This is a genomic window from Streptomyces sparsus (assembly GCF_054776295.1).
Genome location: NZ_BAAHCA010000042.1, coordinates 1 through 15,772, shown reverse-complemented (window position 1 = coordinate 15,772; position 15,772 = coordinate 1). Strand labels below are relative to the sequence as shown.

Here is a 15,772-nt window from a genome sequence, read left to right as displayed (position 1 = left end):
AGCAGGACCAGCCAGGCGGCGCCCACCGCGGACAGCCACAGCGCGGCGGCGCGCCGCGAGCGGCGCACCCGGGGCAGCATCGGGCCCATCGCGTACAGCAGGCCGCACAGCACGGCGGCGGCGACGACCCGTTCGGCGTGCGTGCCGTCAGCGGCCACTGCCCGCCCCGCGGCGAGAACGAGCAGACCGCCGACGAGCAGGTGCAGGCACCAGGCCAGGGCCCGGGTGGTGGGGATCGTAGTGGGGGCGGGAGCGTTCACAGTCCTTCCAGCCTAGGGAGTCGGCCCCCGCGCGGCCTCCGTCAAAAGTTACAACCGGCGCGCCGTCTCGTGACGCGCCAAGTGCTGCCCTGAGCCAGATGCCCCTACAGGGGCCGCGAGCGACGGTGAAGACCTACCGACCTCAGTGTGGAAGGAAGCCGTGTTCGTCGCCTGGAGAGACCTGAAGTTCGCCAAGGGCCGCTTCGCCCTGATGGGGACCGTCATCGTGCTGATCACTCTGCTTGTGGGGCTGCTTTCCGGACTGACCGCCGGACTGGGGCGGCAGAACACCTCCGCGATCACCGGCCTGCCCGTACACCGGATCGCGTTCGACGCGCCCCAGGAGGGCCAGGACCTGTCGTACTCCCTCTCCGCCGTCACCGAGAAGCAGTGGCGGCGGTGGGCCCGCACGCCCGGGGTGAGCAGCGCCGAACCACTGGGCATCACCACCACGGAGGCCGACGCCGGGAGCCGGAGCATCGGGGTCTCCGCCTTCGGCGTCCGGGCCGGTTCCACGCTCGCTCCCGCCGGCGCACGGATCGACGACCGTACGGTGGTTCTCTCGTCCACCGCCGCCGACGACCTCGGGGTCGCGGTGGGTGACACCGTCACACTGGCCGGGCAGGTGCTGTCCGTCGCCGCGGTGAGTGGTGACGCCTTCTTCAGCCACACTCCCGTGATCTGGACCAGCCTCACCACTTGGCGGAGAGCAGCTCCCACCGCCGGCGGGAGCGCGGGACCGACCGCCACCGTGATCGCTCTGGAGACGACATCCGACGCCGACGTCGAGGCCGCCGACCGGGCCGCGGGCACCAGGACGGTCACCAAGGGCGACTCGCTGTCCGCGATCGGCTCCTACAGCTCCGAAAACGGCTCCCTGCAACTCATGCGCGGCTTCCTGTTCGCGATCTCCGCTCTTGTCATCGGTGCGTTCTTCAGCGTGTGGACCCTCCAGCGGAGCGCCGACGTCGCCGTGCTGAAGGCGCTGGGTGCCTCCACCGCCGGCCTGCTCAAGGACGCACTCGGTCAGGCGGTCGTCCTGCTGGCAAGCGGCGCACTGGTCGGTACCGGTCTTGCCGCCGGTCTCGGCGCACTCATCGCAGGCGGCGAGGTGCCGTTCGTCCTCACTCCCGCCACCGTGCTCGTGCCGGCTGCCGTGATGATCGCGCTCGGCGGGCTCGGGGCCGCCCTGTCCGTCCGCCGCATCACCTCCGTGGATCCGCTGACCGCACTGGGGAGTGCCCGATGAGCCTCAGCCTGACCGAGATCACGCTCACCTACCCCGACGGGGAGAGCCGCCTGACCGCCCTGGACCACGTCACCCTGGAGGTGCCCGGAGGTAGCACGACCGCGGTGGTCGGCCCCTCCGGCTCCGGCAAGTCCAGCCTTCTCGCGGTCGCCGCCGCGCTCATCACCCCCGATCACGGGGCCGTCACGGTCGACGGCACCCCCACCGCCGGCATGACCCGCGGAGAACTCACCGAGTTGCGCCGCCACAAGATCGGCATAGTCTTCCAGCAGCCTCATCTGCTGCCCTCCCTCACCGCTGCCGAACAGCTCCAGGCCATGGCCCACCTCGACGGCCGCTCACCGAAGAAGGCACGCAGTCGGGCCATGGAGCTTCTGGCCGCCGTCGGACTCGCCGATCTTGCACACCGGCGCCCCCACCAGCTCTCCGGCGGTCAGCGTCAGCGTGTGAACATCGCCCGCGCTCTGATGAACGACCCCGCGGTCCTGCTGGTCGACGAACCCACAAGCGCCTTGGACCACGAACGTGGTGCTGCCGTCATCACCCTGATCGCCCGCCTCACCCACCAGCAGGCCACCGCCACCGTCCTGGTCACCCACGACCGTGCCTGCCTCACCGCCGTCGACCGGATCGCCGAAGTCCACGACGGACGCCTCACCCCTCCGCAACCGGTTCGCGGGGCCCACCGCCAAGCGGCAGCGGGGTAGGAGACGGTGCCGGCAACGCTTCCGGCACCAGCCGAAACGGCGGTGCCCCTGCGAGGACGTCACCCGTGTGGGAGAGGGCTGGAGCGCACAGCTGCGGCGGGTGGGCCCTGTGAGAGCGGTAGGCGGTCACGGCCCGTGTCCCGGCCCGAGGAGCCGGTCGTGCAACGGACTCCGCCCGGTGGCCGGGGTCGGTTCTGTGACCGCCTCCGTCTCACTCCGGTTCGACAGGTAGCCACAGATCGCACGTGGCCGTGCTGAAGTCGTCCGCGCGCTCGACGAACGCGACGATCGACGGTCCCGGCCGGAGACGCCAGGGGTTGGAGGGGAACCACTCGGTCGCGGTCGCCGCCCAGGTCGCCTGAAGGGTCTGCGGGTGCGGCCCGCTGGTGCGGAAGACCGCCCACCTGCCGGCCGGTACCTCGATGGCGTCGAGGTCGTCGGGGGCCGGCGTGTCCCGGGAGACGGCGACTCCGTGCAGGTAGGTGAGTTCGCTGCCCTCCGTGCTGTCGGGGTCGAGGTCGTCGCAGACCTGCAGGAGGCCCGCCGGTTCGGTGTCACCGAGGGACTTCAGCCGGAGATGCTCCTCCTGCGGCAGCGCGGCGATGTGCTGCTGGATGTGCGGGTTGACGCCGTGGTGGACGAGCGGAACGCGGACCGCGTGTCCGACCAGCCGGAACGCGGGGCTGTCGACGATGCGGGTGTCCATGGGGGTGCTCCCTTCGACGGTCAGGCGGATCCTGAGCCGTGGTTGTGTGCGCAGAGGGCCTCCGTCGCGGCGCACGTCACGGGGGCCGGCGCCGTGGACCGCGCGGAACGCGCGTCCGAACGCCTCGGTCGAGCCGTATCCGTGCCGGACGGCGATGCTCAGCAGGTCGTCCTCGCCGCGGACGACGTCGGCGGCGGCGACGGACATGCGGCGCCGGCGCACGTACTCCGACAGCGGCATGCCTGTCAACGACGAGAACATCCGGCGCAGGTGGTACTCGGTCGTGCCGAACTCCCCGGCCAGACCGCCGACGTCGGGCTCCTCGGCGAGGTGTTGCTCGACGAGATCAACAAGCTGGTTGAGTGCTGGGATCACGGGGCTGCCTCCTTCGACGTCCAGCCTGCGCGAAGGGGCCCCCGCAGCGCCCGACCGCCGCGGTCCGATCCGGTCATGTCGCCCGCACGGTGACGCCCCCCCCGGCGCCCGCTCGTCCCGGCGACGCGACGCGGCGCCGCACGGCACGGCTTCGGGGCTGTGCTGCTCGGCTCGGTGCAGTTCCGGGCCTGCTCGGTTTCGGGCCGGGGATGTCCGGGGGAGAACCACTCCCGGGGCGGCGACGCGGTTGGGCAGGGGGACCACAGGTGATCGGGCCGCCGGGCAATGCGCCTCCTGAGGGCGGAAGTTGACCGCACGTGAACAGGAGGGGGCTGGACGCGCGGTGATCGTGGTCGTGCTGTCGATCGTGCTGGCCCAGGTCATCGGTGTCGCGGGCATGGTCTGCGCGGGTCCGGCCGTCCGGCCGCCCGGGTCGGCCCGCCGTCCATGGCCCGGGCACGCACGATCGGTGCGGTACTCACGGGCCTCCGCACGGCGACGCTCATGGCCGGGGTCCTCCTGGGCCACCGCCGCCGCGGGGCCGTGGACCGGGTCCCGGAACCCGCAGGAGAGGGGCCCGCGGGGGCGTCAGGCTTCGGTGCCGGCCGGCATCTCGACTGATCCGCACCGAATCCGCTGGCGGCACCCACGAGTTCGTCGACCGGCCACCACCGACAGCCACCCCTCCCGGGGACGTGGAGGGCCGTCCACGGGTCGGTGGCCCCGTCAGGTCCGGTGGGCCCGACGCGCGGTGACCAGCAACGTGATGGCCCCCGGCACGGCCGGGGCCTCGCTGCACCGGGAAGATCACAGAACAACGATCACCGCAGCCGACGCAAGCCGAGGATCATGATGCCGATGCCAGTGGAAAGCCTTGACGCGGCCATCGCACTGGCACCCGGCCGACCGTGAGGAGAAGTTCAGTGAGCAACATCAGGAACGGACTCAAGAAGGTCGAGGTCGGCCTGAAATGGGACCCGAGCCCCCTCGGCGCGGCGTCCCACGACTTGGACATCGTCGCCGCGACGTACACCGCCGAGGACCGCTACGGCGACCCCGCCTACCTCGTGCACTTCGACAGCCGCTCCCCGGACGGCACGATAGCGCTCAACAGGAACAGCACGGACGGCCAGGGTTTCGGCTACGACGAGGTCATGGTCCTGGAGCTGGGGAGGCTTGCCGAGAGGTACACGCGTGTGGTGGTCGGCGTGGCCATCCAGCAGCCTCCGGAAGGCAGGTTCTTCGGGGACATCGCGAATGCCTCGGTCCGGGTCCGCGAGGGGCACACGATCCTCGCCGAGCACGACTTCGCGGAAGTAGCCGCTTCCACAGCCTCGGTGGTCGCCGAGTTCACCCGGGACCAGCCGGGCGGCCCCTGGGCGTTCCGCGAGCTGCTCCACGGTTTCGGCACCGACCTGGCGTCCTTCGCGTCCGCCATGGGCAGCGTCCGCTGAGAACGCGATGAGGGGCGGCGGGCCCGAAAGCCCGCCGCCCCTGAGAACAGCTCGACCGCCGACGCAGCCGGGTGCGGAGCGAGACCGAAGTGGCCGCCTGTGAACTGAGCCGCTCGCCAAGCCCGTCCAACGCGAGCACTGAGGCGACTCGAAGGAGCGGCATGCAGATCTTCACAGCTCACGAGTGACCTTTGGGGGTGCCGTGCCAGCGCCAGGTGCTGCGCCGGGCGTGGCCGGGGAGTTCGGCACGGCCGGTGGCCCAGAGCAGGGTGAGCCACGGGTCGTGGCCGGCGGGCGCGTCCGGGAACAGCCGGGCCAGCGCCCGGGAGCAGAGGTCGGCCGGCGGGGCCCAGTCGGCGTCCTGGCCCTGCACGATGTCGTGGGTGTGCACCAGGGTCTCGACCACGCCCATCGCGGCGAAACCCTCCGGGTCCGAGACGCCGTAGACGTGGTAGGCGCGGACCTGCGGTGAGGCGGTGCGGACCATCGCGGTCAGCAGGGCGCCGGTCGTCTCCAGCACCTGGAGCAGTCCGCTCGGCCCGGCGGCCCGGTTGGTGCGGTATCTGGTCCGCGGTCCGCCGGGTCGCCGGCTGTCGCGGACGAAAGGCAGGTTGGCCTCCAACGGGGGCTGTCGCGGGCCGAGTTGGGTGGCGTAGGCGAAGAGGGCGTCGCTGAGGTGCTCCACCGTCTCCCAGCGGTCCCACTCCAGTGAGCCCGCGAGCTGCTGCCAGGCGGCCGGGTGCAGACCGCTGAGTGCGTCCACGCTGAGGCGTGCGGCCAGGGTGACGTCGTCCGCTGTGACCGGTGACGGCGGGGGCGTTGCTGATCGCTGCATGACGAGACGCTACCCCGGACGGCGCAAGCCGGGTGGGTGGTTTCCGGGGTTCGGCGGGTGGGCCGCGTCCGCTCAGTGCGCGGCGTGGTCCGGGTCTCCGCCCGTCGGCGCCGGCGGCGGTGCCCGGTCGGGGGCGGGCGCCGGTGCCGTGGCGGCGTCGGCGTCCGCCGACTCGTCGTGCGGGTGCGGATCGTGGCCCGGTACGGTGCCGTCCGGCCGGGCGACCAGGAACATGCCTGCCATGCCCATGTCGGAGTGGCTCTGCACGTGGCAGTGGTACATCCACGCGCCGGCGCCCACCCCTTCACCCGCGATGACCTGGAAGCCGAACGAGTCGGCGGGACCGGTGATCTTGTTGTCGACCACCCGGCTCGGATCGTCCGGACCGGTCAGCAGGCCGGTGCGGTTGTCGGCCCAGCGATGTCCGTGCATGTGGAACGTGTGGTAGTACTCGCCGTGCGTGATCATGACGATCTCGACCCGTTCGCCCACCGTGGCCCGCAGGTCGGGGGCCTGGTGCGCGGGCCGGTTGTTGATCGTCATGTCGTTGAAGACGACGGTGTGGGTGCGGTCCGGCAGCAGGTCGCCCTGCCGGCGCACCACCAGCGGCCCGTACAGGCCGTTGCGGATGCCGCCGGTGCCGTGGTCGGTGCCCACGACGTGGTCGTGGTAGTGCCAGTAGCCGGCGCTGCCCGGCCGCCAGGTGCCGTCCTTGCGGCGGCCCGGCGCGTGGGTGCGCCAGGTGTACGTCCGCTTGCCGCCCGGGGGGACGTGGCTGCGGCTCTGCCGGGTGCCGTCGCTGGTGATCTCGTAGTCGACGCCGTGCACATGGAGGCTGGCGTCGACGTCCATGGTGTTCTCGAACTCGATGTGCAGGGTGTCGCCCTCGTTGATCTCGATCAGCGGCCCGGGCACGGTCGCCTTGCCCTTCTCCAGCCCGTAGCCCATCCGGCCGCCGGACAACCGCTCCGCGTAGAGCGTGAGATGCCTGACCTGACCGCCGGCCGGCGCGGTGCGGACGTCGGCTGTCGCCGAACTCGCCGGTGCGGCGGCGGACATGGTGGTCAGTCCGGCCGCCGCCGCGGCGGTGCCGCCGACGAAGGACCGCCGGTTGAGGGCCCGGCCGGTCCGGCCGCCCGTCGCTGTGCCCATCGCCAACTCCCCTTGCTCGCAACGAGATCGACTTGCGCCCCTGCATGGCTGACGGGTCGTGAGTGCACCCGGACCGCCCACACGGTAGCGAGCGTTCCGCTGTTTATCCACACTCAGGACAAAGTTCGACGCATTGCAGCCATACCTCTTGGCGGGTGAGGGAAAGAGGTCTAGCTTCGTCGGCGCTGTTGCTGTGACCGGCGACCAGAAAAACGAGGGGTGGGTGACCACATGCGGCTGACCCCGCATCCAAGGCCCGTACCACCGGCACCAAAGCGAAGCACCGACCCGCGACGGGCCGGGCGTACCCGTCGCGCCTGGGCGGCCGTGCTGCTCTCCGGCGCGCTGACCACCGGGACCCTGACCGGAACCGCGACCGCCGAGCCCTACCCGGAAGCATCTCCGACAACGATGTCCCTGCCGTCCCCGCCGGGCGGCGACGACGTGCGGGTGCTGGTCTTCCACGCCTCGGCGGGGGAGGAGTCCCCCGTCGTGGACGCCGGCATCGAGGCGATCGAGCGCATCGGGTTCTCCGGCCCGGCCGAGCAGCGCTTCCGGATCGAGGCGACCGCCGACGCCGGTGTGTTCACCGACGACGAGCGGCTCGGCCGCTTCAACGCCGTCGTGTTCCTCACCGGCGGCGGCGACGTGCTCGACGCCGACCAGGAAGCCGGCCTGGAGTCCTACGTCAACGCGGGCGGCGGCATTCTCGGCATCCACGACGCGGCCCGCACCGAACCCCACTCCGAGTGGTTCGAAGGGCTGATCGGCGCCCGCCCGGTGAGCGGCAGCGGCAGCACCGCCCAGCGCGCGACCGTGGAGGTCGGCGACCGCAGCCACCCCGCCACCGCCGACCTGCCACTGGAGTGGAAGCGCCTCGACAAGTGGCTCAACTGGGAGAAGAACCCGTCCGGCGACGTGCACACCGTCGCCCGGGTACGTGAGCGGACCTACCAGCCAGGGCAGGGCGCGAACGGCGCCGACCACCCCGTCTCCTGGTGCCGCGACTACGACGGCGGCCGGTCCTTCTACACCGCGATGGGCGGCACCGCCGACAGCTACGCCGAGACGGACTTCCGCGACCACCTGCGCGGCGCCCTGCTGTGGACGACCCGCCTGGCCCGCGCCGACTGCCAGGCCACGATCACCTCCCACTACCGGGCCGAGCGCCTGACAGAGCCCAACCAGCCCGGGCAGAACGACCAGATCGGCGAACCGCACGGCCTGGTCACCGCGCCCGACGGCCGCGTCTTCCACATCGGCCGCGGCGGCGCCGACTCGTCGCAGCCGGTCGTCACCGACTGGGACGACCCCGACGTCGGCAAGGGCCGGGGGGAGATCCACGTCTGGGACCCCGACACCGGCGAGAGCACGGTGGTCGGCGCGCTCACCGTCTTCGGCAACAAGGGCGGTGGCGGCGAACTGGTCAAGAACGAGGAGGGGTTGCTCGGTATCGAGCTGGACCCCCGCTTCCGGACGAACGGCTGGATGTACCTGCACTGGACACCGCACTCGGAGATCAACCGCGAGACGCACATGGGGGAACGGCGCGTCTCCCGGTTCACGCTGAACCCGCGGACCAACAGGCTCGATCTCGCCTCCGAGAAGGTCCTGCTCAAGTGGCCTGTACAGATCCACAGTTGCTGCCACGCGGGTGGCGGCATGGCCTGGGACTCGGCGGAGAACCTCTACATCGCCACCGGTGACACCAACTCCTCGCAGTACAGCGGCGGGTACTCCGGCAACAACCCCGAACCGACCTTCCGCGGCGTCTCCTTCGCCGACGCCCGCCGCACCTCCGGCAACACCAACAACCTCAACGGCAAGATCCTGCGCATCCACCCCGAGCAGGACGGCACCTACACCCTGCCCGAGGGCAACCTCTTCACCGGCGAGGAGACCGCCGAGGGCGGCGGCAAGACCCGCGGGGAGATCTACGTGATGGGCGTGCGCAACCCCTCCCGGATCTCCGTCGACCCGAAGACCGACACCCTGCACGTCGGCTGGGTCGGCCCCGACGCAGCGTCCCCCAGCCCCACCTGGGGGCCCGCGAAGTACGACACGTTCGCCGCGATCACCGAGGCCGGCAACCACGGCTGGCCGTTCTGCATGGGCAACAAGCAGCCCTACCGGGACCGCAACCTGCCCGACCCCTCCCGCCCTCTGGGCTGGTACGACTGCGACGCGCCGAAGAACGAGTCGCCGCACAACGACGGACTGGTCCACCTGCCGCCCGTCACCGCCAACACCATCTGGTACTCGCCGCAGGGCGGCGGCCCCGACTTCCCGCGCGACGCCGACGGCGTGCCCTCCTACGACCTGGCGGAGCAGACCCTGCTGCTGCCGTGGCTGAAGGGCGGCGGCCAGGCCGCCATGAACGGGCCCGTCTACCGCTTCGACGCGAACCGCGCGGGCGGCGGCAAGTGGCCCCGGTACTGGGACGGCAAGTGGTTCGTCGGTGACTTCTACGACGGCGACCAGCCCCGCCACGCCGTCGTCACCGACCCGCGCACGCTCGGCAAGGGCGGCCTGCCCGTGCACGCCGAGTCACTGAAGAAGATCGTGCCGGTCGGCGCGGGCGGCATCCGCAACCTCATGGACTGGAAGTTCGGTCCGGACGGTGTGCTGTACGTGCTCGACTACGGCCGGGGCTTCTTCACCTCCGACTCCGCCTCCGCACTGTGGCGGGTCTCCTACACCGGCGGCGAGCCCACCCCGCTCGCCAAGGACCTGGCCAGGAGGTCGGGATGAGACGCACACCCTTGCCCCGGCGCGCGACGCGCGGGCGCACCACCTCCCGGCTGTGGACGGCGGTGCTGGGCTCACTGCTGATGCTCGTCGGCCTCACCTCCGTCCCCGCGGCGGCCGACGCCGGGCAGCGCGACGCCGAGGCCGCGGCGCAGGTCCTCACCTGGACGGCCGACGACGACATCAACCGCTACACCTCGGCGCCGACCACCGCGGTCGCCGGCGAGACGACCATCGTCTTCGAGAACAGCGCGGCCACCGGCAACACCACCGGCATGCCGCACACCCTGACCTTCGACGTCTCCGACCCCGAGTACAACAACGACGTACCGCTCAACATCCTGGCCAACCCCTCCGACGCCAACGGCGGCAAGCACACCGCGGAGGTCACGCTCAGCCCGGGCCGCTACCGCTACTACTGCACGATCCCCGGCCACGGGCGGATGCAGGGCATCCTCGTCGTCACCGAGGGCGGCGGCGAGGACACCACCGCCCCGGAGACCACCGCCGAGGTGGACGGCACCCGCAACGCCGACGGCGCCTACGTCGGCCAGGCCACCGTCAGCCTCACCGCCACCGACGAGGGCTCGGGAGTGGAGACCGTCGAGTTCGCCCTCGGACCGGACGGCGAGTGGCAGCCCTACACCGAGCCGGTGGTGGTCGACCAGGTCGGCGAGCACACCCTGCGCCACCGGGCCACCGACCGGGCAGGCAACGTCTCGACGGTCGGCACGGCCGGGTTCACCGTCGTCGCCCCGCCCACCGACGACCAGGACCCGCCGGAGACCTCGGCCACGGTCAGCGGTGAGCAGGACAGCAACGGCGACTACCTGAGCATGGCCACCGTCACCGTCTCGGCCTCCGACACCGGCTCCGGCGTCAACACCGTCGAGTACGCGCGCGGACCCGACGGCGCCTGGCAGCCCTACAGCGGGCCGGTGATGGTCCACGAGGTCGGCGAGCACACCGTGCGCTACCGGGCCACCGACCGGGCAGGAAATGTGTCACCGGTGCGGACGGTCGGGTTCACCGTCGTCGAGCCGCCGGCCGAGGACACCACACCGCCCGAGGTGTCGGCCCAGGTCACCGGCACCGAGGACGCCGCCGGCTCCTACCTGGCCCGGGCCGAGGTGACCGTCTTGGCGACCGACGCCGGAACGGGCGTCGAGACGGTCGAGTACTCGCTGGACGGCGGCCCGTACCTCACCTACACCGAACCCGTCGTCGTCGACCGCGTCGGCCGGCACACCGTCACCTACCGCGCCACCGACCGGGCCGGCAACACCTCGGCCGCCGGGCGGACCGCCTTCACCGTCGTGCGCGGCGGCGGCGTGCCCGCGCCCGCCTGCCCGGAGTTCGACGAGCGGCTCACCGTCCGGGTGGGCACGGTCGACACCGGCGTCCCCAACCGGATCACCGAGAACCGGTGCCGGATCAACGAACGCATCGAGGACGAGAAGGACTGGACCTCGCACGCGCTGTTCCTCAAGCACGTCGACGCGGTACTCGCCGCGCTGACGTCCGAAGGCGTCATCGACGACCGGGAGCACGGCCTGATCGCACGGGCCGCCCGGGACTCCGGAATCGGCACCCCCGGCCAGGACGAGGGCTACCGGAAGATCTTCGACGGCACCCGGGCCACCTTCGAGAAGTGGCAGCAGGTCGGCGGCGGCGAGTTCACCCTCAACGACGACGGCTCCATGACGAGCAGCACCGATACCGCCGGCATGGGCATGCTGTGGTTCCCCGAGCGCACCTACGACGACTTCTCGCTGAAGTTCCAGTGGCGGGACGACGCTCCCGGCACCGGCAACGCCAACGCGGGCGCCTTCGTACGCTTCCCGCAACCCCACGACCACCCCGAGGAGCCCCGACCTGAATGGGTCGCCATCAAGTACGGGCACGAGGTGCAGATCCTCGACCGCCCGGACGGCGACATGTACAAGACGGGCTCGGTCTACGGCTTCGACCGGGTCGGCCTCGGCAACGCCGGCGTCACCCCCAAGGGCACCTGGAACGACTACGAGATCCAGGTGGTCGGCCAGCGCTACACCGTCTACCGGAACGGGGTCCTGATCAACGAGTTCCACAACACCCGCGGCCAGGACTTCTTCCCCGCCCGCGGTGGTGATCCCGGCACCGACGGCAGGCGCTACGCCTCCGGCTACGTAGGCCTCCAGGTGCACGGCACCACCGACGTCATCTCCTACCGGGACATCCGCATCCGGTCGCTGTGACGCCGACCCGCTGACCGCCTTCCCCGACCCCTGTCCGCCGCCGAGCCCCGCAGGCCGGGCGCCCCTCCCCGGGCGCCCGGCCTGCCGGCCGTCACTCCGGGACCGGCTCCAGCCGCCACCACTGGGACGGGCTGTCCACGTCCTCGCCCTGCCGCACGTTCGCGCCGTCCTCCCCGGAAGCCTGCTCGACCTCCAGCAGCAGCCCGCTGATCCCGCTGACCAGGCAGTAGGTGCCGGGCGACTCGACGTGCTCCTCCAGCAACCACTCCTGGGCGCCGAAGCCGTTCGCCCGCCACTGCTGCACGTTCGCCCCCGGCTCGGTGTCGGCGTTGGCGACGTCCAGGCGCGCGCCGCCGTCCGTGTTGTCCAGGTGGTGCAGCGCGCTGCCCGGATGCACGGCGGTGATCCGCCACAGCTGCCCGGGGCGCCCGTCGTCGGCGCCCTGCTGCACGTTCACCCCGCTGCCGGTCCGTCCCCCGTACACCTCCAGCAGCAGCCCGCTGCCCACGTTGCGTACCCGGTACACACCGTCCACCACCGACATCCGCACCCCGTTCCACACCGTCCGGCCACTCCGCACGGACCCCGCCGCGCACCCGGCCGCCTTCGCGGACGCACGCTACGGGCGCGTCCGCGCACCCGCGCCTGTCCGCGAGCCCGTGCGTCCGCGAGCCGCGCCGGTGGTCCACCCGACGCAGCCGCCACGCACAGCCGCTCGGACGCCCGGGCCGCTCCCGGGCATCGCCATCGTAGATCCCCGCGCCGACAGCGAGACCGGGGTGAGAGCCGGCCCGGCCTTCGCCGCGCACCGGGGCCGGAAATCCGGTTGTCCGGGCAACGGGCCCCGACCAGACTGCGCGGGTGCTGATCAGACCCGAGACCCCCGCCGACCACGCGGCGGTGCGCGACGTCACGACCGCCGCCTTCGCCACCCCGGACGTTCCCCGCCCGGTGGAGACCACCCTGCTGGACGCGCTGCGCGACTGCGCCGGCTGGCAGCCGGAGCTGTCGCTGGTGGCGCTGGAGCCGGACGGCGGCCGGCCGATCGGCCACGTCGTCTGCACCCACGGCCGTCTCGCCGGCCGACCCGCCCTGGGACTGGGACCGTTGAGCGTGCATCCAGAGCACCAGGGCCGCGGTGTCGGCAAGGCGCTCGTGCACACCGTGCTCGGCGCGGCGGACGCACTGGGTGAACCCCTGGTGGCGCTGCTGGGCAGCCCCGGCTACTACGGCCGCTTCGGCTTCCGCCCGTCCACCGAGTACGGCGTCACCCCGCCCGACCCGGCCTGGGCCGACTACTTCCAGGTCCGCACCCTCACCGCCTACCGCCCCTCCCTCACCGGTGAGTACCGCTACGCCGAGCCCTTCGAGAACCTGTGAGGGCGGCGGCGGGCCCGAAGAACCCGAGGACGCCCTGGAGAGCCGCGCCGCGTCGCACGCTCGGCGCTGGACTGCTGGCCCTGACCCTGCCACTCGCCGGCTGCGGCACGGAGCAGACCGTGTCGCCGGCCGAGAAGCCGGCCGAACGCCGAGCCGAACTGCGGGACCGCGCCGAGTCGTTGGGCGTCGCCTACGAACTGGTCCACGTGACGGAGGTGCCCGGTTACGAGATCGCCGGGCAGTCCGTCGGCCCGATCGGCGACGACGGCTACGGGGCCGCCTACGTCTCCAGGACCGGCGGCGCCGTCATCCGACTGGCCGTCGACCGCGACCGTCCGCAAGCGCCGCACTGCGCGCGGGAGCAGAGCGCCGCGCCGAAGGGCTGTGAGCGCGACGGTGAGCACTGGTACCTGCCCGGGCGGGTGCAGCACGAGTACCAGCGCCCCGGCGACGGGTACCTGCTGCGGCTGACCGCCGACCGGACGGACGTGGACCGGGCGACGCTGCGCACCGCGGCCGAGAACGCCCGCCGGGCCGACGCCGGTGAACTGGACGCCCTGCTGCCGGAAGCCCCGGCGGACACCGGACCCGGCGGTTCCGCACCCGAGGACGCCCCGTGGGGGGAGGGGCACGTGCCGACCGAGCGGGGCGACCTGCCGCCGGAGGGCGACGGCGCGCCCGACAACGACGTCGGCGTGGGCGGTTGAGCCCGAGGGAGCGGCCCGCCCGCCGCGGGTTGCTCCCCGCCCGCCGCCGGCCGCTCCCCGCGCGTCCTCACCCCAGACCGAGGTGGTGGGCGATGACCATCTGCTGCACCTCGGTGGTGCCCTCGCCGACCTCGAGCACTTTGGCGTCCCGGTAGAAACGGGCCACCGGGTAGTCGTTCATCAGCCCGTAGCCGCCGAACACCTGGGTGGCCTCCCGGGAGTTCTCCATGGCGGCCCGCGAGGACGCCAGTTTCGCCATGGCCGCCTCCTTCGAGAACCCCGCGCCACGATCCAGCGCCGCCGCGGCGGCGTAGCAGGCCAGCCGGGCGGTGTGGGCGCGCACCTCCATGTCGGCGATCCGGAACCGCACCGACTGGTGGCCGGCGAGCGGGCGGCCGAACGTCTCCCGCTGCCGGGCGTAGCGCACGCACTCGTCGACACAGCCCTGCGCGAGCCCCGTCCCCACGGCGGCGATCGCGATGCGGCTCTCGTCGAGCACGGACATCGACTGGGCGAGGCCGAGGCCGCGGGTGCCGAGCAGGTTTCCCGCGGGCACCCGGCAGTCGGCGAAGGACAGCGCGCGGGTGTCGGACGCGCACCACCCCACCTTGGAGTAGGGCGGCGCCACCGTGAAACCGGGTGTGCCGGAGGGCACCACGATCGTGGAGATCTCCCTGCCACCGTCCGGCAGGGTGCCCGTGACGGCGGTGACCGTCACCAGACTGGTGATGTCGGTGCCCGCGTTGGTGATGAAGCACTTCTCGCCGTTCAGCACCCAGGTGTCGCCGTGGAGGACGGCGGTGGTGCGGAGCGCCCCGGCGTCGGTGCCCCCGCTCGGCTCGGTCAGCCCGAGTGCCGCGAGTGCTTCGCCCGCGCACAGGGGCGGCAGCCAGCGGCGCTTCTGCTCCGGTGAACCGAACCGGTGGATGGGCAGGGCGCCGAGGGAGACGCCGGCGGAGAGCGCCACGGCGACCGAGGAGTCGACCCGCGCCAGTTCCTCCAGCGCCAGGCACAGGCTCAGGAAGTCGCCTCCCGCGCCACCGTGCTCCTCGTCGAAGACGAGCCCGAACAGGCCCATCCGGCCCAGGGTGGCGACGAGCCGGTAGGGGAAGTCACCCCGCTCGTAGAGCTCACCGACGACGGGTGCCACCTCGTCCCGGGCGAAGGCCCGGACCGTCTTCCGCAGCATTTCCTGCTCGTCCGTCAGCCGGAGGTCGATCATGGGGCTCCTTCCAGGGAACCGGTGGCGGCCACACATCCGGCCGGCCCACCGGGCCGGTACAGGGCTTCCGTGCAGGCGGTCGCCAGCGCCGCCACACTGGACACCTCGTTGCCCGGTGGCAGTCCGGCCGCCGCGTAGGCGATCGGCAGTTCGGTGCAGGCCGTGACGACCGGGATGCTTTCGCGTCGGCGCAGTTCGAGCACGGCGGAACGGAAGGCGTCCGCGGCCTCCGGTACGCGGTTCGCCTTCACCAGCGTCGCCGCCGCGTGGATGCGTTGTTGCAGCGTGGCGTCCGGTAGGGCCAGCCGGTAGCCGTTGGCCCGCGCGCAGCGCTGGTAGATGCCGCTGGCCACGGTTCCGGTGGTGGCCGCGAGCCAGGCGCCGCCCGGGCTGGCCGCACCGGTCGCACGCAGGGTCGCCTCGACGATGTGCACCAGGGGGACGGGCAACTCCGCGCGTATCCGGTCCAGCCACACGTGGGCCGTGTTGCAGGGGACGGCCAGGACCTCGGCGCCCCAGCCGGCCAGGGTCAGCAGGCCGTCGTGGAGCAGGGGCAGGGGAGCGTCGTCACCGCTGAGCAGGGCCTCCGTCCGGTCGGGTATCGACGGCTCGGAGAGCAGCAGGATCCTGGGGTGCTCCTGGTCGGTGGCGGCCGGGGCGCGGGCCGCCAGGAGCCGCAGGAACTCCGCCGTCGCGGCCGGCCCCATGCCGCCGAGCACACCGAGTGACAGGGGGCGGCC

General features: G+C 72.3%; 13 protein-coding genes and 1 pseudogene. 7 read left to right on the top strand and 7 right to left on the bottom strand.

What is annotated here, in order from left to right; genetic code table 11:
• Positions 1–260: pseudogene (locus tag ACYVE9_RS05160) on the bottom strand (sensor histidine kinase); the annotation flags it as partial.
• 160 nt (positions 261–420) lie between these two features.
• Here ACYVE9_RS05160 and ACYVE9_RS05155 point away from each other — a divergent pair.
• Both ACYVE9_RS05155 and ACYVE9_RS05150 read left to right on the top strand, forming a co-directional pair.
• Positions 421–1,509 carry an ABC transporter permease gene (locus ACYVE9_RS05155; RefSeq protein WP_461026504.1) on the top strand — a complete coding sequence of 363 codons (1,089 nt, stop codon included), beginning with the start codon at positions 421–423 and terminating at the stop codon, positions 1,507–1,509.
• Entirely contained in the window at positions 1,506–2,216 is a 711-nt protein-coding gene (locus ACYVE9_RS05150) for an ABC transporter ATP-binding protein (RefSeq protein ID WP_461026503.1), read from the top strand. Before ACYVE9_RS05155 ends, ACYVE9_RS05150 begins: the two co-directional genes overlap by 4 nt.
• 211 nt (positions 2,217–2,427) lie before the next feature.
• On the opposite strand, the gene ACYVE9_RS05145 is transcribed toward ACYVE9_RS05150, so the two are convergent.
• Positions 2,428–3,297, bottom strand: coding sequence for an AraC family transcriptional regulator (locus tag ACYVE9_RS05145; RefSeq protein WP_461026502.1), 870 nt, complete (start codon positions 3,295–3,297; stop codon positions 2,428–2,430).
• 923 nt (positions 3,298–4,220) lie between these two features.
• On the opposite strand from ACYVE9_RS05145, the gene ACYVE9_RS05140 reads away from it, so the two are divergent.
• On the top strand, positions 4,221–4,751 hold the full coding sequence (locus ACYVE9_RS05140; protein WP_461026501.1) for a TerD family protein: 531 nt from the start codon (positions 4,221–4,223) through the stop codon (positions 4,749–4,751).
• A gap of 178 nt (positions 4,752–4,929) precedes the next feature.
• Here the strand turns inward: ACYVE9_RS05140 and ACYVE9_RS05135 are convergent, their stop codons facing one another.
• Both ACYVE9_RS05135 and ACYVE9_RS05130 read right to left on the bottom strand, forming a co-directional pair.
• Complete coding sequence (locus ACYVE9_RS05135; protein WP_461026500.1) at positions 4,930–5,586, bottom strand: hypothetical protein; 657 nt, start codon at positions 5,584–5,586, stop codon at positions 4,930–4,932.
• 72 nt (positions 5,587–5,658) lie between these two features.
• Positions 5,659–6,738 (bottom strand): multicopper oxidase domain-containing protein, encoded by a 1,080-nt coding sequence (locus ACYVE9_RS05130; RefSeq protein WP_461026499.1) that lies wholly within the window; start codon positions 6,736–6,738, stop codon positions 5,659–5,661.
• A 231-nt stretch (positions 6,739–6,969) separates the two neighbouring features.
• Between ACYVE9_RS05130 and ACYVE9_RS05125 the strand changes: the two genes are divergently transcribed.
• Positions 6,970–9,489, top strand: a complete 2,520-nt coding sequence (locus tag ACYVE9_RS05125) for a ThuA domain-containing protein (RefSeq protein ID WP_461026498.1) — start codon at positions 6,970–6,972, stop codon at positions 9,487–9,489.
• Positions 9,486–11,723, top strand: coding sequence for an OmpL47-type beta-barrel domain-containing protein (locus tag ACYVE9_RS05120; RefSeq protein ID WP_461026497.1), 2,238 nt, complete (start codon positions 9,486–9,488; stop codon positions 11,721–11,723). Before ACYVE9_RS05125 ends, ACYVE9_RS05120 begins: the two co-directional genes overlap by 4 nt.
• 91 nt (positions 11,724–11,814) lie before the next feature.
• Here the strand turns inward: ACYVE9_RS05120 and ACYVE9_RS05115 are convergent, their stop codons facing one another.
• Positions 11,815–12,267 (bottom strand): RICIN domain-containing protein, encoded by a 453-nt coding sequence (locus ACYVE9_RS05115; protein ID WP_461026506.1) that lies wholly within the window; start codon positions 12,265–12,267, stop codon positions 11,815–11,817.
• 317 nt (positions 12,268–12,584) lie between these two features.
• Here ACYVE9_RS05115 and ACYVE9_RS05110 point away from each other — a divergent pair, with 317 nt between their 5' ends.
• Together ACYVE9_RS05110 and ACYVE9_RS05105 are read left to right on the top strand one after the other, a co-directional pair.
• A complete protein-coding gene (locus ACYVE9_RS05110) occupies positions 12,585–13,103 on the top strand; it encodes a GNAT family N-acetyltransferase (protein ID WP_461026496.1) in 519 nt (172 codons plus the stop codon).
• A 119-nt stretch (positions 13,104–13,222) separates the two neighbouring features.
• Entirely contained in the window at positions 13,223–13,810 is a 588-nt protein-coding gene (locus ACYVE9_RS05105) for a hypothetical protein (protein ID WP_461026495.1), read from the top strand.
• Positions 13,811–13,877: 67 nt separating this feature from the next.
• Here ACYVE9_RS05105 and ACYVE9_RS05100 read toward each other — a convergent pair whose 3' ends face one another.
• Together ACYVE9_RS05100 and ACYVE9_RS05095 are read right to left on the bottom strand one after the other, a co-directional pair.
• The gene (locus tag ACYVE9_RS05100) at positions 13,878–15,029 is read right to left on the bottom strand and encodes an acyl-CoA dehydrogenase family protein (protein WP_461026505.1); all 1,152 of its coding nucleotides are present in this window, start codon (positions 15,027–15,029) and stop codon (positions 13,878–13,880) included.
• A partial coding sequence (locus ACYVE9_RS05095; RefSeq protein WP_461026494.1) for an aspartate/glutamate racemase family protein occupies positions 15,029–15,772 on the bottom strand: 744 nt, incomplete at its 5' end. The genes ACYVE9_RS05095 and ACYVE9_RS05100, both read right to left, overlap by 1 nt.